The following is an 18,590-nucleotide window of genomic DNA, read 5'->3' on the forward strand; positions in this document are numbered from 1 at the left end:
GGGTTGGCGCGTGCCGCCAGCAGCGCGATGCCGATCAGGACCAGCTCGAAGAGGATGGCTGCCAGGTACATCTTCCGGTGCAGCAGCCAGTACGTCGGCACCAGGAAGGCGGGCCAGTGCCACGGTCGCGGCGGCTTCGGCACCGGGCTGCCCAGGTGCCAGCGCTGGCGATAGAGCGCCGCGTTGGGGCCGACGAGGAGGTTCAGGTAGTCCGCGTCGGACGGAGCGGGCGCGTCGTCCACCTCTGTGGCGGGCGCAAGATAGGGATTGTCATCCGCCGGGGAAACCGGCGGAGTATCCAGATGATTCATGTCGGCGATTCCTTGCCCAGGACGATCCAGCGGTAGCGGCAGCCACCGCTGGATCTGAAGCCTTCCCGGCCTCAGCCTGCCAGCGCCTGCCCCACCAGCATCACCGCAACGACGGCGATGGCCACCACCGCCGCCGCCAGTGCATTGGTGTCACCCCGTCTGGCCAGCTCGCTGCGCAGGCGCGCCTCGTCATCTCCCACCAACGCGCGCGCGCGGGCGATCTCACGCTGGCAATGCGCCAGGTACCAGCGGTTGGCATACACCGCGGCGGTGATGTTGATGACGAGGGTGATGACCGTCGACACGCCTTCCGGAACGCCCAGCAACGCCTCGGCGATGCTGAAGAACACCAGCACGCCGGCCCAGATCGCCGCCAGCCGGTACATCCTGCGGTACACCATCCAGATCACGCCGATCAGGAACGCCGGCCAGTGCCAGGTGCCGTTGCCGTCGGCAATGCCCTGGTCGAGCCGCCAGCGCTGTCGATAGATCGGGAAGTTGCCGCCGACCACGGCGGCGTACAAGGCGATGTCGCCTTCCAGCTGCGGCGCGGTCGCGGCCACCGGCGAAGCTGCCGGCGCACGATAGGGGTCGGACGGATCAGCGGTCGATGCGCCGTTGGCGCTGACGGCCTGCGCCGGTTCAATCGACGGCGGGGTCGGATCCATCGGCGCCACCGAAGGATCCAGCTCGGCCAGCGGCCGCCACGATGCCATTCCTTCCCGCCACATCAGCGTACGGGCGGTTACCGTGCCGTCCTGCTGCAGACGGCGCAGCCCGGCCAGGTCCACCGGCCCTTCGCTCTGCTTGCTGTTGGCGTACCACCACTGTGCGTCCTGCATGCCATCCATTCCTGTCGATCCCATGGTTACTCCGAACACCCCGCCACGGCCTGCAGCGGTTCACTGGCCAGTACCTGCACCAGCTGGTGGCGCGCGCCGGGTGCAAGGGCAATCTGCTCCGGCCCGGCATTGGCTACTTCCAGGCACACGTAATCGTGCCAACCGTCGCCGACATCGGCCATTTTCGCCGCCGCCTCCGCGCCCGGATTCCACGCCACCAGGGTCTGGCTGCCTTCGCTGCGGATCTCGATCCGCCGCTGCAGGACGGGATCGCGAAGCACGTAGTGGCCACCGGCACCGGTATAGATGCGGTCGCTGCGCCCCGGATCGCGCGGGTCACGCAGCGACCAGGGCCCCTGCTGCCGGCGCAGCTGCGTGTAATCCTCGTACTTGTCCAGATAGTGCAGGCCATCGAGGCCATCAACCTCGACACGACGGGCATCGCCCACCCGGAAGTAGCTGTGCAGGGCCTGGGTGAAGGTCACCGGGGACGGGCCGGTGTTCTCGGTGGTCAACTGCTGGCGCAGCTGGCGACCGATGCGCAGCTGCATCTGCAGGCGCAGGCCACACTCGGCAATCGACAGGGGCGCCAGCTGCAGCTCCAGTTCAGCGTCATCGTCCTGGCGGGCCTGCAGCAGCTCCCAGCGCGCGGTGCGTACCAGGCCGTGTGCCGGCACGTCATCACCTTGGCCCTGGCGACCGAACCACGGCCAGCACACTGGAACGCCACCCCGGATCGGCGTGGGCAGCCCGGCCCGTTTTGGCGACAGCCACAGCAGGTCCGGCTGCCCCTCCGGGATGAACGACAGCAGCTGTCCGCCGAACACGCTGATGACCGCGGTGGCGCTGGGCGTGCGTATCTGCCAGGCCTCGAGCCCGTGGTACAGGCCGGTGCTGATGTCCGGGTTCGACTGCATGCTATGACGCTCCTTGAAGACCGCGGCGATGATGTCCCGGCCAGCCTGTGATCGGCAAGGTCTAGCGGGTGGCAGGCGTCCCTGCGGCTGCCTCCTGCTGCAACGCGCGCAGGATGCGCTGGCCGGCGCGCCCATCCGCATTGGCCCAGCCGAGGCGCTGCTGCTCGGCCTGGATCGCGCGGCGCGTGGCGGTGCCGATCATGCCGTCGGCGCTGCCGATGTCGTGGCCGCGGGCCAGCAGCAGGGTCTGCAGCTGGCGGCGTTCATCGCGGCCGATGCCGGGATCATCGGTCGGCCAGGCGGTGGCCAGGCCGGTGCCGCCACGCAGCTGGTCGGCCAGCGTGGCGATGGCCAGTGCATAGCTTTCGGCGGCGTTGTAGCTGTAGATCGCATCGTAGTTGCGGAACACCAGCAGCGCCGGGCCCTTGATGCCGGCCGGCAGCAGCAGGGCGGCGCGCGCGTCGGCCGGCAGATTGGGCGGCACCAGCCCGCTGCCATCCAGCGCGGTCACGCCCTGCACGCGCCAATCGGCGAGGGCTCGACGTTGGGTGCGGCCCGCCTGGCTGGCATTGAAGCCGGGGGGAACACGGACCTCCATGCCCCACGGTTCGCCACTGCGCCAACCCGCACGCTTGAGGTAGTTGGCGGTGGACGCCAGCGCGTCGGGAATGCTGCCGACCAGATCGCGGCGGCCATCGCCATCACCATCGACCGCGATACGTGCGTAGGTGCTGGGCATGAACTGCGTATGCCCGAAGGCGCCGGCCCAGGAACCGGTGAGCCCCTGGGCCTGCAGGTCGCCGCGGTCGATCAGCTTGAGCAGCGCCAGCAGTTCGCCACGGAAGAAGGCCTGGCGGCGGCCGGCGCAGGACAGCGTGGCCAGCGACTGCAGCAGCGGGCGCTTGCCGAAGACGCGGCCATAGTCGCTCTCCACCCCCCAGACCGCGACGATGGTGGCCGGGTCGACGCCATACTGCGCGGAGACGCGATCGAGCAGATCGCGATGTTGCTGCAGCAGGGTGCGGCCATCATCGACGCGCTGGCGGTCGACCAGCGCGGCCAGGTAATCCCAGATCGGCGTGGTGAATTCCGGCTGTGCGTCCAGCAGTCCGAGCACGCTCGGGTCCGGCGTGAGCCCGGTGGTGATCTCGTTGAAACGGTCGGCGCCGATGCCCTGGGTTGCGGCGGTGGCCTGCAGGCCCGCCAGGCAGCGGCTGAACGCCGGATCGTTGCTGGCGGCAGGGGCCGCAGGCAGCGTCGGGGTCGACGCGAGTACGGCCGCCAGGCCGAGCGTGGTCAGAATGGGCATGGCGTCCTCCGTGTTGCCGTTGCACGGCCATCTTAGGGGCAGCAGTGCGGCCGAACCTGAAGGGGCACCGGCTGGCCGTCCCCCCTAGGCAACGCGCAGCAGGCGCAGGCCATAGGCGGGACTTTCGGCATCCCAACGCTGTGCGACCTGCAGGCCCGCCTGCTGCAACAGCGCGTCGAAGCTGTCATCGGTGTACTTGTGGCTGTACTCGACGCGGATGGGTTCACCGGCAGCAAAGTGGAAGGTGCGGCCACCGAGGTGGACGTCCTGCGGCCACTGGCTGACCAGGTCGGTTTCGATGCGCAGCCGCGCGGTGTTGTAACGGGCGCGGTGGCGGAATCCATCGAGATCGAAATCGCTTCCGATCTCGCGGTTGAGGCGGGCCAGCAGATTGAGGGTGAATGCCGCAGTGACGCCCTGCGCATCGTTGTAGGCCGCTTCGATCAGCGCCGTGTCCTTGTGCAGGTCGATGCCGATCAGGGCCAGGCCGTCGCGGCCCATCGTCTGGCGCATCGCCCGCAGCAGGGCGACGGCCTCCGCTTCGGCGAAATTGCCCAATGTGGAACCGGGGAAGAACAGCAGCCGTCGCGCGGGTTCGCGTTCGGGCATGGGCACGGCGACGGCGCGGGTGAAGTCCGCGCAGACCGGCAGCATCTCGACCTCGGGCAGCGCCGGCGCCAGGTGGTCGATGCTGGACAGCAGTGCGGCCCGCGAGATCTCGATCGGCGTATAGGCCACCGGATCCTGCAGCGCGGCCAGCAGCAACGCGGTCTTGCGGCCACTGCCGCTGCCCAGCTCCACCACATGCAGGCGCGGGCCGACCACGCGCGCGATATCGGGCAGCACCCGCGCCAGCAGCGCCAGCTCGGTGCGCGTGGGGTAGTACTCGCGGGTCTGGGTGATCTGTTCAAACAGACGCGAGCCGCGGGCATCGTAGAAGTACTTGGAAGGCAGCTGCCGCGATGCGCATGACAGACCGGCCAGCGCATCGGCCAGGATCTGCTGGCGGCTGGGGGTCAGGTCGGTCAGCGCCTGCAGCGCGTCATACACCGTGCTCATATGAGGTCCCTGGCCAGGCGCAGTCCGGAGAACTGCCAGCGCGCCGGCGGCATGAAGAAATTGCGGTAGCTGGCGCGCACATGGTCACGGGGCGTGGCACAGCTGCCGCCGCGCAGCACCCATTGCCCGCACATGAACTTGCCGTTGTATTCGCCGAGGTTGCCGTCAAAAGAGCGGAAGCCCGGGTAGGCACCATAGGCGCTGGCGGTCCATTCCCAGACATCACCGAACAGCTGCCGCAGCCCACTGCCCCCGGCTGCCTGCGGGTGCAGGTGATCGTCATCGGCGAAATGACCGCGCAGGGGCTGCGACGCGGCGGCCGCTTCCCACTCGAACTCGCTGGGCAGGCGCGCACCGGCCCAGCGGGCGCAGGCATCGGCCTCGTAGTAACTGAGGTGGCAGACCGGCGCATGCGGATCCAGCTCGCGCCAACCACCCAGTGTGTACTCGCGCTGCAGGGCATCATCCCAGTACAGGGGATGCTGCCAGCCTTCGGCTTCACGCAGCGCCCAACCTTCGCTGAGCCACCAGCGCGGCTCGCGGTAGCCCCCCGCCTCGATGAAGCTGCGGTACTCGGCATTGCTGACGGGGCGTTCGGCCAAGGCATGCGCGGGCAGCAGCACACGGTGTGGCGGCGATTCGTTGTCGTAGGCGAAGGCGGCGTGCCGGGGCCATGCCGCGGCACCGACGGTGACGATGCGTTCGGGCGATTCGATCCAGCCCTGCGCCGTGGCGGTGCTGGCGACGGGCCGCAGGTCCTCGCGATACGGTGGCTGCAGTGGATTGCACCAGAACGCATGCTTGATGTCGGTCAACAGCAGTTCCTGGTGCTGTTGTTCGTGCTGCAGACCCAACTGCAGGTGGTGCAGCGCCTGCGCGTCGAGGTCACCGGCTGCCAGCCGTGACTGCACCTGCATGTCGATCTGTTGCCGGTAGTCGCGCACCTGCTGCAGCGAGGGCCGCGACAGCAGCCCGCGCTGCGGCCGCGCATGCGCCGGGCCGATGCTCTTGTAATAGCTGTTGAACAGATAGTCCCAGGCCGGGTCATGCGCGGGCGTGGCGAAACCGGCCAGCACGAAGCGTTCGAAAAACCAGGTGGTATGGGCCAGGTGCCACTTGCTGGGACTGGCGTCGGCCATGCTCTGCAGCATGGCGTCCTCGGCACTGAGCGGCGCGGCCAGCTGCAGGCTGCGCGCCCGCACCTGTGCAAAGCGGCGGGCGAGATCGCGCTGCGGGGCAGCGACGGCGGTGGGTACGCTGTCCATGCCGGAAGCATCGGCGCAGGACGGTGAGCGCAACGTCATGGCACCACATCACCACGTTCACATGACAGCGGGCACGCGCATTCAAGAAGCGCGTGGGGACGCCGCTAACGGCAATGTTGCGGCCGCATCGTCACCGCACTGGACTTACCGCGTGCCCCTGCATCCGCTCCGCCAGCCTGCGCATTACCTGTTCGTGCTGCCCGCCGTGCTGGTCGTCCTGGTGCTGTGGATGGCGCTGGGCACCGAGGATGTCGCCAGCCCGGCGCAGCGCATCCTGCCCTGGCTGCTGGCCTGTCTCGGTGCAGGCCTGGCCCTGCTCTACCACCAGATGCGCGCGTTGTGCCTGCTGCTGGTGGTGGCGGTGGTATTCGCCCTGTTGCACCGGGACGTCGGTGGCTACCTGCGCAGCGGCCATGTCGACGCCCTGACCCCGCTGCGCTTCCACGCGATCTCGGCGTGGGTGCCGCTGCTGTTCGCCGGACTGGCACTATGGCCGGAACGCGGACGCCGACGCCAGGACCTGCTGCTGCGCAGCGTAGTGTGCGGCGCGGCGCTGCTGGTCTTCCTGCTGCTGGCGGCACAGCAGCCGCAGGGGATGCACGATCTGCTGTCGAACCGTCACTGGGCCTGGATTCCCGCCAACTGGAACGCGTTGGCGCAGTTGCCGGCGCTGCTGTTCCTGCTGGCGACCGCAGCATTGGGCTGGCAGGCGTGGCGGCATCCGCGGCCACTGCACACGGCAATGCTGCTGGCCCTGCTGTGCCTGTGGTGGATGCTGCCGCGGATCTTCCTGCAGCCGGTGCTGCTGCCGGCGCTGAGCAGTGCCGCCCTGCTGCTGATGCTGGGCGCGATGCTGCAGGAATCCTTCCACATGGCCTTCCGCGATGAGCTGACCGGCCTGCCGGGGCGACGGGCGTTCAACGAGACCCTGCAGCGGGCACGCGGTACCTACAGCATCGCGATGGTGGACGTTGACCACTTCAAGTCATTCAACGACACCCATGGTCACGACACCGGCGACGATGTGCTGCGCCTGGTGGCGTCGCGGCTGGCGCGGGTGGGCGACGGTGGCCGTGCGTTCCGCTATGGCGGCGAGGAGTTCGCGGTGGTGTTCCTGGACCGGCCGGCGGCAGCCTGTGTCGATGCCGTGGAAGCATTGCGGCAGAGCGTCGAGGACACCCGCATGCAGCTTCGCGACCGCAGCACCCGCAGCCGTGACGACGAAGCCGGCCGCCAGCGGCGCGGACGCGGTGGCAGCGGCCAGGTGGTGCAGGTAACGGTGAGCATCGGGCTGGCCGACAGCCGCGTGGATCCGCGGCCGATGGCCGTGGTCAAGGCCGCCGACCAGGCCCTGTATGTGGCCAAGGACGGGGGCCGCAACCAGGTGCGCGCGCACGGCGGCCAGCGCGTTCTGGCAGCGCACAGCGCGTAGTGCTCAGACCGCGTCGAGGTAGTACCAGCGGCCGTCGATGCGTTGGAAGCGGCTGTGCTCGGTCATCCTCACCGCGCTGCCGCCGCCGATGCGGTAGCGCGCGGTGAAGCGGACTTCGGCGCTGTCAGCACCAGTGACAGTGTGCTCGTGCACGGTCAGGCCCAGCCAATGGGTGCGCTGGCCGGGGGCATCGTCCAGCGACAGCTCGGCCGGACGCGTGTCCGGATGCCAGGACTGGCGCAGGTAGTCAGCCAGGCCACGCACATAGGCGCTGTAGCGCGAACGCATCAGGTGCTCTGCATCAGGCGCGGCTTCACCGGCATGGAAACGGCCACAGCAGGCGGCATAGTCGGCGGGAAGGCCACAGGGGCAGGGATCGGCAGGTTTTCGGCTCATGCCGGCATTGTCGCCGGGTTGCCGGGATTGATCCACGCGGGGCCGCAGTCGCCCGGAGCAGGACAGGCGTATGCTGTCGCGCCCCCTCCTTGATTGATCGCCGTGCTGGAACTGGTTCCCCCTGAGTTGTGGTGGCTGGTGGTGATCGCCTTCATCGCCGGCCTTGTGGATGCCGCCGTCGGTGGCGGTGGCCTGGTGCAGCTGCCCGGCCTGTTCACGGTGCTGCCGCAGCAGACGCCGGCGATGCTGTTCGGTACCAACAAGTTCAGTTCGATGTTCGGTACCGGTGCGGCCGCCTGGCGCTATGCGCGCAACGTGCGCTTCCCGTGGAAGCCGGTACTGTTCGCGGCCGGTACCGCCTTCATCTTCTCCTTCGCCGGGGCCACCGCAGTGAGCCTGCTGCCCAAGGACGCGGTGCGCCCACTGGTGCTGGTGCTGCTGATCGCGATGCTGGCCTACACGTTGTGGAAGAAGGACTTCGGCGCGTTGCACCGGCCGCAGGAGATCGGCCGCCGCGAACTGGCGATCGCGCTGGCGATCGGTGCGGCGATCGGCTTCTACGACGGCTTCTTCGGGCCGGGCACCGGCAGCTTCCTGATCTTCCTGTTCGTGCGCTTCTTCGGCCTGGATTTCCTGCGTGCGTCAGCGGCGTCGAAGGTGGTGAACCTGGCGACCAATGTGGCGGCAATCTCGTTCTTCGTACCGACCGGCAACATCCTGTGGCTGTTCGCGCTGCCGATGGCGGCGGCCAACATCATCGGCTCGGTGGTGGGCACGCGCCTGGCGTTGAAGGGCGGCACGCCGTTCATCCGCAAGTTGTTCGTGGGGCTGGTGGTGGTACTGATCGCGCGGATGGCGTGGGATACCTTCCGCGGTGCGTGAATGCGGTTGCCGGCCAGCGGCCGGCACTACCGGGTCATGAACGCTGCCCATGGGTAATGCCGGCCGCTGGCCGGCATCCCCATCCGATCGGGTCGTGAACCCCGCCCATGGGTAATGCCGGCCGCTGGCCGGCATCCCCATTCAATCGACCGGGTCAGGCTTCGGCTTCTTCCGGTTCGTTGGCCTGCTGGCGGCTGCGCTCGGGCAGCTTCAGGCGCTTGCCTTCTTCGTCGTACTCGATCAGCAGCACGCCGGAGTCGTGGCGGCCGCTGATCTCGACGAAGCAGGCGCCACCGATGAACGGCTCCAGCGTCATCACCGACTTCAGCGGGGTGGCGACCACCATCTGGAAACCGAAGTTGTCGAAGATGTTCATCGCCAGCGCGGTGAACTCGTTGTCGGCCTTGTCGAAGGCTTCGTCGAGCACGACGGCGGCGTAGCTGGGCAGCTGGCTGTCGGCGCCGCCGAGCTGGTAGCGCAGTGCCGCAGCCAGGCAGGTGGTGGCCAGTTTCTGGCGCTGGCCACCGGACTTGCCCGCGCCACTACGGTAGATCTCGACCTGCTGGCGCGTTTCCGCATCCAGCTCGACGCCGATGAACTCCACGTGCATGCGTACGTCCAGCACCAGCTCGCGCCAGCGCTTGTCCTCGCCTTCCTGCGAACCCAGGCGGTTGACCAGCTGGCGCAGCACGGTGAACTGCGATTCGGCCAGCTCTCGCTGCTCGGTCTGCTGCTGCGCCAGCACCTCGCGCAGCTGCAGGTGGAACTCGCCGACTTCCGGCAGGCGGCGGTCGCTCAGTTCGATGGTCAGCAGCGTGCCACGGTTGAACGGCACCTGCTCCAGGCTGGCGTTCACTTCGTCCAGGCGCTGGCCGATCGACTTGCGGGCCTCGGCGCTGTGGCGCTGCAGGGCCAGCAGGTTGTTCTTGCTCTGGTTCTGCAGCAGATCGAAGAAGCGTTCTTCGTGCTGCGGCAGGCCGTCGCGCTCCAGGCGCTCGAGGCGGGCAAGGAAATCCTCGGCCGAGGCCACCGATACGGTGAAGTCGCCCGATTCCTCCGGCCACTGCTGGATGAAGCGACGGAAGCAACCGATCAGCTGGTTCTCGATGCGGTTGAGGTCCTGCTGCGAGGTCGACAGCTGCTCGTTCAGCGCGTTGCTGACCTGGCGCATGTGCGCCTCCAGCGTTTCCAGGCTGAGCGGGCCCTGCTCCTGCAGGCGCTCGGCGAGCCCGGCTTCCTGCTCCTGGGCCAGGCTCGGCAGCACCAGCGCACGGCTCTGCTGGCGGGCGCGGTCGAGGCGATCGCGCTCCTTGACCAGCTGGCCGCGCTCGACGCGGACGTCTTCATAGGTGCGGCGGGCCTGCTCGATGTCGGCGCGCACGGCGTCGATCTGCTTGGCCAGCTTGGCCAGGTCGGCATTGCCTTCGCGCAGGTCGCGCAGGGTGGCCTCGATATCGGTCAGGCGCTGCTGCGGGGCGGCGATGTCGATCTCGTTCCAGCTGATGCTGACCAGCTCGTGGCAGGCCAGGCGACGTTCGTTGTCGCGGTCACGCTGCCCACGCAGGCGCGCGATGTCGGTCTCGCAGCTGGCGATGCGCTTGGCCAGTTCCTGGGCTTCGCGCTCGAAGGCGCCCACCTTGTCGTGGTTGTTGAAGCCGAGGATCCAGCGACGGCGGTCGCCCACCGCACTGCGGTCGTCCTTCTCGAAGCGGTCGCCGGGATGCTTGACCTGGCCTTCTCGGGTGATGCCGCGGTCGACGTTGCGCAGCTGCTTGGCATCCACGCACTCGTAGTCGAAGCGCTTGCCGAGCTCACGGCGCAGCCAGCTTTCGAATACGTGCTCGCGCAGCTCCAGCTTGTGCAGCAGCGACTTCGCCGACGGCTCGCGCGCGAACGCATCATCGTTGCGGCGCACACGGTAGTAGGTGAAGCGCATGCCCAGGTGAGTGCGATTCACCCACTCGGCGACGTCGTTGTAGTGCTTGTCATCGACCAGCAGCGACAGCGCGAAGCCACCCAGCACACGCTCGATGGCACCCTGCCAGCCCTGCTCTTCCGAGCGGACCTGGATCAGCTCGCCGACGAACGGCAGCGCCGCCTCGGCAATGCCGGTTTCCTCGGCCAGGCGCGCGCGCAGCTTCTGCATCGGCGCCGGGATGTTGGAGGGCGTGCGCTGCATCGCTTCGAGTTCCGCACGGACTTCGCCGAAACGGCGCTCGTCATCGCGCTTGCCACCCAGGCGATCGCTGATCGCATCGTCCAGCGCCGAAGAGGCACGCTGGCGGTCCTGCAGTTCGTTCTGCGCACGCTCGACCAGCTCGGCGAAGCCGTGTGCGTCGTCCGGAAGTTCAGCCCCGAGCTGCTGCGCGGCCAGGCTTGCCTGCTCGCGCTTGGCTTGGCGGCGGTCACGCTCGGCTTCGGCGCGGCCCTGCTCGCGTTCCAGTTCCTCGATGCGCTCACCGCCCTGCTGGCGACGCTGCAGTTCCAGTTCGGCCAGGCGCTCGGTGTGGTTGTCCAGTGCGGCACGGCGCTGGGCTTCTTCCCCGAGCAGGCCACGGTCACGCACGTCCATCTCGCGCAGGCGCGCCTCGATCAGCGCCTGGCGGCGGCTTTCACGGAAGCTGTCGACGCCAAGCTTGAGGGCTTCGTCGTCGCCGCGCCGGCGGTGCATTTCCTTCAGGTCGTTGTAGTAGGCGCGTGCCGGCAGCAGGGTCTCCACCTGGCGGCGGGCGGTGACCACGGCCTGGTGCGCGCCATCGAGTTCGGCGAAGTCGCTGACCAGGCGCTCGGCGGCGTCGAAGGTCTTCGGCGTGTCGAGCATGAAGTCGCGCAGGAAGACGTTGAGGTCGCCCAGGTTCTTCGCCGACTGCGTCTTGTGCAGCAGGCGCAGCGCCATCTCGTTGTCGATGCCGAGCAGGTCGCGGAAGCGCTCGGCGTAGCCGGAGAAGGTGTCGAAGTGGTGCAGGTCGGACAGCTTCTGCTTGAGCTTGCGCAGGTCCAGGTCGAAGCCGCCAAGATCCTTGGCGATGTCGAACGGACGCTCGGCGATCATGTAGTGCTTGCGCACGTCACCGGCAGAGGTGCCGTTGCCGGAGATCCACAGCAGGCGCACCAGGCTGACCACGCGGCCATCGCCGGCGCGGTACTCCAGCACCAGCGCAGTCCAGGTCGCGCCCTTGCGAAGGTACTGGGTGGCGATTTCGCCGGTGCCGCTGTCCTGCTGGTCGGCCCACGCGCCACGCACGTAGGACACCAGGTTGCGGTCGCGGCCACTGCGCTCGGCTTCACGCGCGGCGGCGTTGAAATCGACGATGGCCGGCGGCGTCAGCAGCGCGGACATGGCATCGAGCAGGGTCGACTTGCCCGAGCCGGAACGGCCGACGAACAGGAAGCCACGCTCGGCGATCGGTACTTCGGTCAGTCCGTTGAACGTGCCCCAGTTGTGTACCTGCAGGCGACGCATGCGGAACTGCTGCAGGCGCGGGTCCGGCAGGCCTTCGTTGAACAGGGCGGGAGTGTGCTTGGAGATAGCCATGCGATGGTCGGGTCTCTCAGGCCTCGGCGGCCGGGGTTTCACGCAGCTGGCGGTAGACCGCCGAAAGCTGGGATACGTCTTCGGCGGAGAACAGCAGCTTCAGCGCCGGCGAGACTTCGTGGCGGTCTTCCTGGCCGCTGAGGCGGGTCAGGATGTGGTTGTCCTTCATCTTCTGCACCGCCGAAGCGACGCGGCGGTTGAAGCCGGCGCGGTCGGTGGACAGGTTCTTTTCGTAGATGGCCAGCGCTTCGGCCATCTCGGCGTCGGCGACCACCGCGCGGTTGCCGCGCGCATCGGCCTCGGCCAGCTGCTGGCGCAGGTACAGCAGCAGCACCGAGTCGATGAAGGTCAGCGGCGAGGTGCGCAGCAACACCGGCGCATCCACGTCTTCGGTATCGGCCTGGCGGGTGAAGGCCACGCCGCTGTCACGGTCGAGCACCAGTTCCAGGAACAGGTCCGCCAGCGAGGAGCGGATGGCCGCCTCGCTGCGGATCAGTGCCGGCCACAGCTTGGCGTGGCGCAGCTGGTCGATGCTGGGGCCGATCAGCAGCTGGCACAGCGCGCGGCGTGCATCCAGCGGCAGGCGCCCGGTGTCGCCGAGGTAATACACGTCATTGCCACGGCGGGGCTGCGCCACGGCCGCCACCGGTTCGGCTTCGTAGGCGTCTTCCGCCACGTCGGCCTGCGGTGCGTCGATGGGATCTTCATGCCAGCTCATGGCGTCTCTCCTGGGTGAACCAAACCAGCGGGATGCGGGCGCGACGGACCTGGCCGTCGCCACCACGCCATTCGGCAAGCTCCTGCTCACCAGCGATCACGTTGCCGAAGCGCGTGCCCAGCGACAGGTAGCCGATGACGCTGCCAAGACCCTGCGGCGCTTCGCGCTGCGACAGTGCCTGGGCGATGCTGAGCCGCGGCTGTGCATCGAGCAGGTCGTGCAGGTCGCGGCGCAGGGTGCGGAAGTCGATTTCAGACGAAGCGACCAGATCACCGACGCTCTCCAGGCTGATGGCTGCGGCGTCGTTGTACTCGACGTTGCCATCGACCTGGGCGCTGCGCGGATCGTGCAGCTTCCACTGCGACCACGAGCGCAGGCGGCTGGTGGTCAGCTGCAGGTCGCGGCCGATGCCGCGTTGTGCGGGGAATTCGTCGCGCAGGGCCAGCGCTTCGGACTGCGCCTGCTTCAGCAGCTGGTTGAGGCGGCGCTGTTCCAGATAGCCACGGCTCTGCACGAAGCCACGCAGGCTGCGCGCGAAATTCTGCAGCACGTCGTGCACCTGGCCACCGCGCTCGAGCATGGTGCTGGTGAAGCCGCGCAGGAAGTTGCGTTCATTGCGGTCCAGGCGGCGGGCGAAGCCACGCGCCAGCACCGCTTCCAGCGCGGCATCGAGCTGGGCGCTCTGTTCGGCGTCGTTGAGCAGGCGCCAGAAGGCCTGGAAGCTGCGACCGGCATCGCTCTCGCCGATCACATCCACGCCTTCGAACAGCTGCGACAGCACATCGCCGCGCTCGCCCTCGTCGTCGATGATGCGTTCGCGGAAGTCGCGGTTGAGCTGCTCGAAATCGTCGCGCACCCGACGGAAATCCTCGGTCAGCTCGTCGGCCAGGCCGATGATCTGGCGCGCACGCTCCAGCGCGCGCTTGCCATCCAGCGCGATCACACGTCCGGCACCGACGCGGGCGATCTCGGCGTCGATGCGGTCGCGCTCGTCGCGCAGTGCTGACAGGCGTGCATCCGGGTCGGACTCGGTCTGCGCGGCCAACTGCGAGAGCTGTTCGATGACCAGCGCCAGGCGGCTTTCGGTGGCGGCCACGCGGGCCTGCTCAAGACCATCGGCGAAGCGGATGGCCTGCAGTGCCGCAGTGGACAGCTCGTACTGCTCCTGGTCGGCGCCTTCGGGCAGGCGGCGTTCCAGCCAGCCCTGGGCCAGCCAGTGCGCGATGTAGGCCTGCGCGGTACGCGGCAGCTCACGCGACAGTTCGTCGCCGTTGAGCTGGTCCAGCGCACGCTGCAGGCGCTCGTTGAGCACCGACGACGGCAGCGTGCGCTCGCCGTCCATCAGCAGCCCCTGCAGCAGGCCGATGATTTCCGGGGCGTGGTCGGCGGCAAGCAGCTTCCACTGGGGCTGTTCGCGCAGATGGCGGTAACGGGAGATGCGTTCGCGGTGCTTCATGCAGCGAAAGGAGTCATGAGGGCTGGCGGGGACGAGCAGCCGCCCGCGGCGGCCGCGCGGGCAGCCGTGGGCATGCCGGCCCGCAGAGGCCGGCGCAGTGCGGTCAAGCGGCTCAGCGCTTGCCGCCCACTTCGATGAAGCGCAGGAACTCGGCGCGGGTACGCGCGTCGTCGCGGAAGCTGCCCAGCATCTTCGAGGTGACCATGCTGACGCCGCGCTTGTGGATGCCGCGGGTGGTCATGCATTCGTGGGCACCTTCGACGACCACACCGACGCCGATCGGCTGCAGCACATCCTGGATGCACTGGGCGATCTGCGCGGTCATCTTCTCCTGCACCTGGAAACGGCGGGCGTAGGCTTCGACAACGCGGGCCAGCTTGCTGATGCCCACCACCTTGCCGGCCGGCAGGTAGCCGACGTGGACGCGGCCGATGATCGGCGCCATGTGGTGCTCGCAGTGGCTTTCGTACTCGATGTCACGCAGGACGATCAGTTCGTCGTAGCCGGCCACTTCCTCGAAGGTCCGCTCCATGTAGGCGCGCGGGTCGTCGCGGTAACCGCTGAACCAGTCGCCATAGGCTTCGGCGACACGGCGGGGGGTATCCAGCAGGCCTTCGCGGGACGGGTCCTCACCGGCCCAGCGCAGCAGGGTGCGCACGGCATCCTCGGCCTGGTCCTGGGTCACGTCGCCCTGTGGGGCGGCCTTTTCGTTGTTCTTGCTCATTGCGTACAGCGTCCCGAACGGGGGGCGAGCATCGTACCCGACCGGGGGGTGGGTCGTCCTGTTGGTCGGGTTCATCGGGGGTCTCTTGCAGCGCCTCGGTGCTGCTGAGCGAGAGGAGGAGGGGCAGGCCGGGCAGGACCGTCCACGGCATGGATGCCGTGGCCGAGCCTACAGGGACGTACTTGCGGCGTGTCCTGCCCGGCCTGCCCCTCCCCCTCTCCGACGGTTTCCTGCGGGCGCGGCCGGACCGCCCGAAAGCGGGGGCAAAAGCGGGGGTTCATGGCTTCGGAAGCACCGCGGGCCGCTGCTGCGGTGGGTGCGGGCCGTTGGTCCGCACTGCTCCTGCCTTTAAAGAGCCAACCCACCGCGCTCGCGGGGTGATGGGAGGGCAGCGGGGGCCGGGCGGGGCAGGACCGTCCGCGGCATGGATGCCGCGGCCGAGCCTACAGGGACGTACTTGCGGCGTGTCCTGCACCGTCCGGCCCCCGCTGCCCCACCCGACACCAAGCGGGTGCAACGCTTTCCTCAGTATTCCTGCCCACCCATTCAGCAATACCTATTGATAGGAATGAAATTAGTAGTATCCTATCTATCTCTTATGGACCGACCCCTCGACGAGCGCACCGTGCTGCAGATGCAGCTCAGCTCCGGCCTGCTGTACGCAGGGCGGCAGTGGCAGCGCCTGGCCGACAGCCGGCTCGGCAGCTACGGCATCTCCACCGCCTGCACCATGCCCCTGCTGATGATCGGCCGCTCCGGCGGTGGCATCCGCCAGGTGGCGCTGGCCCAGCAGCTGGGCATGGAAGGTCCTTCCCTGGTGCGCCTGCTGGACAAGCTGTGCGCCAGCGACCTGGTCCGCCGCGAGAGCGACGCCAGCGACCGCCGCGCCAACCTGCTGTGGCTGACCGACGCGGGCCATGCGCTGGTCAGCGAGCTGGAAGACCAGTTGATCGGCCTGCGCCAGGACGTGTTCGGCGAGCTTTCCATGGATGAACTGCACGCCGTGCTGAAGGCATGGCGCCTGCTGGCCGAGGCCGCCGACCGCATCACGTAAGACCGCTGCCCCTGAATACCGCCGCTGCCGTGCACACGCCAGCGGCTTTTACCCGTTGCTGTTGTTTCGTTGTTCCTCCCCTCCCCCACCTCGCCCCCGCCCCTACCGATGCCCGGTGAATTCAGTCTCCACGGAGTGTTCGTCCCGACCCTGCTCGGGCTGATGTTGTTGGCCTACCTGGTCAACAGCGGCCTGCACGCGCTGCTGCAGCGTGCCGGCGCCTATCGCCACGTATGGCACCCGGCGCTGTTCAACCTGGCCCTGTACGGGATCGTGCTTGGCCTGCTGTTCCACCTCCTGCGTTGGATGCAATCGTGAACAAGATCGTGAAGAAGACCCTGCCGGTGCTGCTCACCACCGCAGCCGTGATCATCGCCCTGCTGGTGCTGCGCCAGCTGTGGGTCTATTACATGGATGAGCCGTGGACCCGCGATGCCCATGTCGGCGCCGACGTGGTGCAGGTGGCGCCGGACGTGTCCGGGCTGGTGGAAACGGTGCAGGTGGCCGACAACCAGGCGGTGAAGAAGGGTGACCTGCTGTTCGTGGTCGACCGCGCCCGCTACCGCATCGCGCTGGAGCAGGCCCGCGCCAACCTGGCCGAGCGCCAGGCATCGGTGGCGCAGCTGCGCCGCGAGATCGGCCGTGACCGCAGCCTGCAGGACCTGGTCGCCGCCGAGGACGCCGAAGTGCGCCGCGCCAAGCTGCAGGCCGCACAGGCTGCGCTGGCCACCGCACAGGCGGCGGTCGACCTGGCCGAGCTCAACCTGGGCCGCACCGAAGTGCGCGCACCGGCCGATGGCCGGGTCAACGACCGCACCCTGCGCGTGGGCGACTACGTGGTAGCCGGCAAGCCGGTGCTGGCGCTGCTGGATACCGGCTCGTTCCGCATCGATGGCTACTTCGAGGAAACCCGCCTGCGCGGCGTGGCCCCGGGGCAGCGCGTGGACATCCGCCTGATGGGCGAGTCGGCCCCGCTGCGTGGCCATGTGGAGAGCATCGCCGCCGGCATCGAAGACCGCTACCGCAGCAACGGCAGCACCCTGCTGCCGAACGTGACCCCGGCCTTCGACTGGGTGCGGCTGGCACAGCGCATTCCGGTGCGCATCGCCATCGACGAAGTACCCAAGGGCGTGGACCTGATCGCCGGCCGTACCGCCACGGTGACCGTGGACACCGGCCGCCATCCGCATAACGACAAGGCCGGCACTGCGCCGACACAGGCGGGCCTGTGAACGCCGCCCTGCCCCGTCTCGGCCTGATCGTTGCGCTGGCCAGCCTGGCGGCCTGCAAGACCGTCGGCCCGGATTACGCCCTGCCGGAAGGCTCGGCCTTCAAGCGCCCGCAGGCCAATGCGGCCTTCATCGATACGCAGAACCCGCAGGTGGCCGCCAACCAGGCGCTGCCCGACCGCTGGTGGTCGCTGTACAACGACCCGGTGCTGGACGGCCTGATCACGCAGGCGCTGCGTGACAACGTCGAGCTGAAGGCCGCCGATGCACATCTGCGCCGTGCCGCGGCGGTGTACGAGCAGGCGCTGGACGCCGGTGGCTTCGAGTACGAGGCCGAGGCCGGGGTCAGCCGCGCGCAGCTGTCGGCCGAATCGTTCCTGCAGGAGCACGAGCTGCCGGTGATCAACCTGGCCGATGGCAAGTTCGCGGTCAGCTACCAGTTCGACCTGTTCGGCAAGCTCAAGCGCGGCGCCGAGGCAGCGCGTGCCGACGAGCAGTCCGTTGCTGCGGCGCGCGACCTGGCCCAGGTCAGCGTGGTCGCGCAGGTGGCCGACAGCTATCTGGAAATCTGCCACGCCAACCACGAGCTGCACGTGGCCGAACATTCGCTGCAGCTGCAGCAACGCAGCCGTACGGTCACTCAGCGCCTGATCGCGGCTGGCCGTGGCACGCCGCCGGAACTGGCCCGCGCCAATGCCCAGGTCGCGCTGCTGGAAGCCGCGCTGCCGCCGCTGCGCGCGCAGCGTTCCGCGGCCGCCTATTCGCTGGCCGCCCTGCTCGGGCAGACCCCGGGCCAGCTGCCGGCAGGCGTGATCGACTGTGCACACGCCCCCGGCCTGGCGCAGCCGCTGCCGGTCGGTGATGGCCGTGCACTGCTGCAGCGCCGCCCGGACGTGCGCCAGGCCGAACGCAAGCTGGCTTCGGCCACCGCGCGGATTGGCGTCGCCACCGCCGAGCTGTATCCGGACATCCGCCTGGGGGCCTCGCTCGGTGCCGCCGGCCTGCTGGAGGATTTCGGCACGCCGATGACCCAGCAGTGGTCGATCGGCCCGCTGATCTCGTGGACGCTGCCGTCGTCCGGCACGCACGCACGCATCCACGCTGCCGAAGCGGGCGCCGATGCGGCCCTGGCCGAGTTCGACCACACCGTGCTGCAAGCGCTGCGCGAGACCCAGACCGCGCTGGACCGCTACGCGCAGGACCTGCGCCGGCTGCAGTCGCTGCGCACTGCGCAGGAACAGGCCGCATTGGCCGCCGAGCAGAACCGCCGGCTGTACCAGGGTGGCCGCACGCCGTACCTGTCCAGCCTGGATGCCGACCGCAGCCTGGCCACCAGCGATGCCACCCTGGCGGCCGCCGAAGCGCAGGTCTCGCGCGACCAGATCCATCTGTTCCTGGTGCTGGGCGGTGGCTGGCAGGCAAGCGCCACCGCGCCCAACGCCTCGACCGCAGCGAAGTAAA

The 18,590-nt window shown here is 68.6% G+C and carries 17 protein-coding genes (1 of these 17 cut by a window edge); 6 read left to right on the forward strand and 11 right to left on the reverse strand.

Annotated features, from left to right (window positions below; translation table 11 throughout):
• The 6 genes from QP609_RS20635 to egtB form a co-directional block, all read right to left on the reverse strand.
• On the reverse strand, window positions 1-311 hold the 5' portion of the coding sequence (locus QP609_RS20635) for a DUF2628 domain-containing protein (RefSeq protein ID WP_197621805.1). The gene continues 235 nt to the left of window position 1, outside the view; the window shows 311 of its 546 coding nt (coding positions 1-311); its start codon is at window positions 309-311; its stop codon lies off the left edge, out of view.
• Between the two features lie 71 nt (window positions 312-382).
• A complete protein-coding gene (locus tag QP609_RS20640) occupies window positions 383-1,153 on the reverse strand; it encodes a DUF2628 domain-containing protein (RefSeq protein ID WP_197621804.1) in 771 nt (256 codons plus the stop codon).
• A gap of 26 nt (window positions 1,154-1,179) precedes the next feature.
• The gene (locus tag QP609_RS20645) at window positions 1,180-2,070 is read right to left on the reverse strand and encodes a D-hexose-6-phosphate mutarotase (protein WP_197621803.1); all 891 of its coding nucleotides are present in this window, start codon (window positions 2,068-2,070) and stop codon (window positions 1,180-1,182) included.
• 61 nt (window positions 2,071-2,131) lie between these two features.
• Entirely contained in the window at window positions 2,132-3,379 is a 1,248-nt protein-coding gene (locus QP609_RS20650) for a lytic murein transglycosylase (RefSeq protein WP_197621802.1), read from the reverse strand.
• An 84-nt stretch (window positions 3,380-3,463) separates the two neighbouring features.
• Window positions 3,464-4,438: an L-histidine N(alpha)-methyltransferase gene (gene egtD, locus QP609_RS20655; protein ID WP_197621801.1), complete on the reverse strand. Its 975-nt coding sequence runs from the start codon at window positions 4,436-4,438 to the stop codon at window positions 3,464-3,466.
• Window positions 4,435-5,703 carry an ergothioneine biosynthesis protein EgtB gene (gene egtB / locus QP609_RS20660; protein ID WP_289214021.1) on the reverse strand — a complete coding sequence of 423 codons (1,269 nt, stop codon included), beginning with the start codon at window positions 5,701-5,703 and terminating at the stop codon, window positions 4,435-4,437. Before egtB ends, egtD begins: the two co-directional genes overlap by 4 nt.
• A 151-nt stretch (window positions 5,704-5,854) precedes the next feature.
• Here egtB and QP609_RS20665 point away from each other — a divergent pair, with 151 nt between their 5' ends.
• A complete protein-coding gene (locus QP609_RS20665; protein ID WP_014648920.1) occupies window positions 5,855-7,135 on the forward strand; it encodes a GGDEF domain-containing protein in 1,281 nt (426 codons plus the stop codon).
• 3 nt (window positions 7,136-7,138) lie between these two features.
• On the opposite strand, the gene QP609_RS20670 is transcribed toward QP609_RS20665, so the two are convergent.
• Window positions 7,139-7,531 (reverse strand): YchJ family protein, encoded by a 393-nt coding sequence (locus QP609_RS20670; protein ID WP_041863982.1) that lies wholly within the window; start codon window positions 7,529-7,531, stop codon window positions 7,139-7,141.
• A 102-nt stretch (window positions 7,532-7,633) separates the two neighbouring features.
• On the opposite strand from QP609_RS20670, the gene QP609_RS20675 reads away from it, so the two are divergent.
• Window positions 7,634-8,413, forward strand: a complete 780-nt coding sequence (locus tag QP609_RS20675) for a sulfite exporter TauE/SafE family protein (protein WP_032960169.1) — start codon at window positions 7,634-7,636, stop codon at window positions 8,411-8,413.
• Between the two features lie 154 nt (window positions 8,414-8,567).
• Here QP609_RS20675 and QP609_RS20680 read toward each other — a convergent pair whose 3' ends face one another.
• From QP609_RS20680 to folE, 4 genes are all read right to left on the reverse strand, one after another.
• Entirely contained in the window at window positions 8,568-11,948 is a 3,381-nt protein-coding gene (locus tag QP609_RS20680; RefSeq protein WP_032960149.1) for an SbcC/MukB-like Walker B domain-containing protein, read from the reverse strand.
• A gap of 16 nt (window positions 11,949-11,964) precedes the next feature.
• On the reverse strand, window positions 11,965-12,666 hold the full coding sequence (locus tag QP609_RS20685) for a DUF4194 domain-containing protein (protein WP_005421303.1): 702 nt from the start codon (window positions 12,664-12,666) through the stop codon (window positions 11,965-11,967).
• Window positions 12,653-14,122, reverse strand: a complete 1,470-nt coding sequence (locus QP609_RS20690; protein ID WP_014648925.1) for a DUF3375 domain-containing protein — start codon at window positions 14,120-14,122, stop codon at window positions 12,653-12,655. The genes QP609_RS20685 and QP609_RS20690 overlap by 14 nt, the downstream gene beginning before the upstream one ends.
• Window positions 14,123-14,234: 112 nt before the next feature.
• A complete protein-coding gene (folE, locus tag QP609_RS20695) occupies window positions 14,235-14,846 on the reverse strand; it encodes a GTP cyclohydrolase I FolE (RefSeq protein ID WP_004141296.1) in 612 nt (203 codons plus the stop codon).
• 598 nt (window positions 14,847-15,444) lie between these two features.
• On the opposite strand from folE, the gene QP609_RS20700 reads away from it, so the two are divergent.
• The 4 genes from QP609_RS20700 to QP609_RS20715 all read left to right on the forward strand — a co-directional run bounded on the left by QP609_RS20700 (window position 15,445) and on the right by QP609_RS20715 (window position 18,589).
• Window positions 15,445-15,900, forward strand: coding sequence for a MarR family transcriptional regulator (locus tag QP609_RS20700; RefSeq protein WP_012481667.1), 456 nt, complete (start codon window positions 15,445-15,447; stop codon window positions 15,898-15,900).
• 108 nt (window positions 15,901-16,008) lie between these two features.
• On the forward strand, window positions 16,009-16,218 hold the full coding sequence (locus QP609_RS20705; protein WP_010487502.1) for a DUF1656 domain-containing protein: 210 nt from the start codon (window positions 16,009-16,011) through the stop codon (window positions 16,216-16,218).
• On the forward strand, window positions 16,215-17,132 hold the full coding sequence (locus QP609_RS20710) for an HlyD family secretion protein (RefSeq protein ID WP_197621048.1): 918 nt from the start codon (window positions 16,215-16,217) through the stop codon (window positions 17,130-17,132). Before QP609_RS20705 ends, QP609_RS20710 begins: the two co-directional genes overlap by 4 nt.
• Window positions 17,129-18,589 carry an efflux transporter outer membrane subunit gene (locus QP609_RS20715; protein ID WP_032955852.1) on the forward strand — a complete coding sequence of 487 codons (1,461 nt, stop codon included), beginning with the start codon at window positions 17,129-17,131 and terminating at the stop codon, window positions 18,587-18,589. Before QP609_RS20710 ends, QP609_RS20715 begins: the two co-directional genes overlap by 4 nt.
• Window position 18,590 lies beyond the last annotated feature (1 nt).

The sequence above is a fragment of the Stenotrophomonas sp. 8(2023) genome, assembly GCF_030345295.1.
In the GTDB taxonomy this organism is placed as follows: Bacteria; Pseudomonadota; Gammaproteobacteria; order Xanthomonadales; family Xanthomonadaceae; genus Stenotrophomonas; species Stenotrophomonas muris.

What these genes read in the sequence shown, in the direction of transcription:
- QP609_RS20640 (WP_197621804.1), bottom strand. Translation starts at nt 1,153, where the DNA reads ATGCAGGACGCACAGTGGTGGTACGCCAACAGCAAGCAGAGCGAAGGG.
- QP609_RS20645 (WP_197621803.1), bottom strand. Translation starts at nt 2,070, where the DNA reads ATGCAGTCGAACCCGGACATCAGCACCGGCCTGTACCACGGGCTCGAG.
- QP609_RS20650 (WP_197621802.1), bottom strand. Translation starts at nt 3,379, where the DNA reads ATGCCCATTCTGACCACGCTCGGCCTGGCGGCCGTACTCGCGTCGACC.
- egtD (WP_197621801.1), bottom strand. Translation starts at nt 4,438, where the DNA reads ATGAGCACGGTGTATGACGCGCTGCAGGCGCTGACCGACCTGACCCCC.
- egtB (WP_289214021.1), bottom strand. Translation starts at nt 5,703, where the DNA reads ATGGACAGCGTACCCACCGCCGTCGCTGCCCCGCAGCGCGATCTCGCC.
- QP609_RS20670 (WP_041863982.1), bottom strand. Translation starts at nt 7,531, where the DNA reads ATGAGCCGAAAACCTGCCGATCCCTGCCCCTGTGGCCTTCCCGCCGAC.
- QP609_RS20680 (WP_032960149.1), bottom strand. Translation starts at nt 11,948, where the DNA reads ATGGCTATCTCCAAGCACACTCCCGCCCTGTTCAACGAAGGCCTGCCG.
- QP609_RS20685 (WP_005421303.1), bottom strand. Translation starts at nt 12,666, where the DNA reads ATGAGCTGGCATGAAGATCCCATCGACGCACCGCAGGCCGACGTGGCG.
- QP609_RS20690 (WP_014648925.1), bottom strand. Translation starts at nt 14,122, where the DNA reads ATGAAGCACCGCGAACGCATCTCCCGTTACCGCCATCTGCGCGAACAG.
- folE (WP_004141296.1), bottom strand. Translation starts at nt 14,846, where the DNA reads ATGAGCAAGAACAACGAAAAGGCCGCCCCACAGGGCGACGTGACCCAG.
- QP609_RS20700 (WP_012481667.1), top strand. Translation starts at nt 15,445, where the DNA reads ATGGACCGACCCCTCGACGAGCGCACCGTGCTGCAGATGCAGCTCAGC.
- QP609_RS20705 (WP_010487502.1), top strand. Translation starts at nt 16,009, where the DNA reads ATGCCCGGTGAATTCAGTCTCCACGGAGTGTTCGTCCCGACCCTGCTC.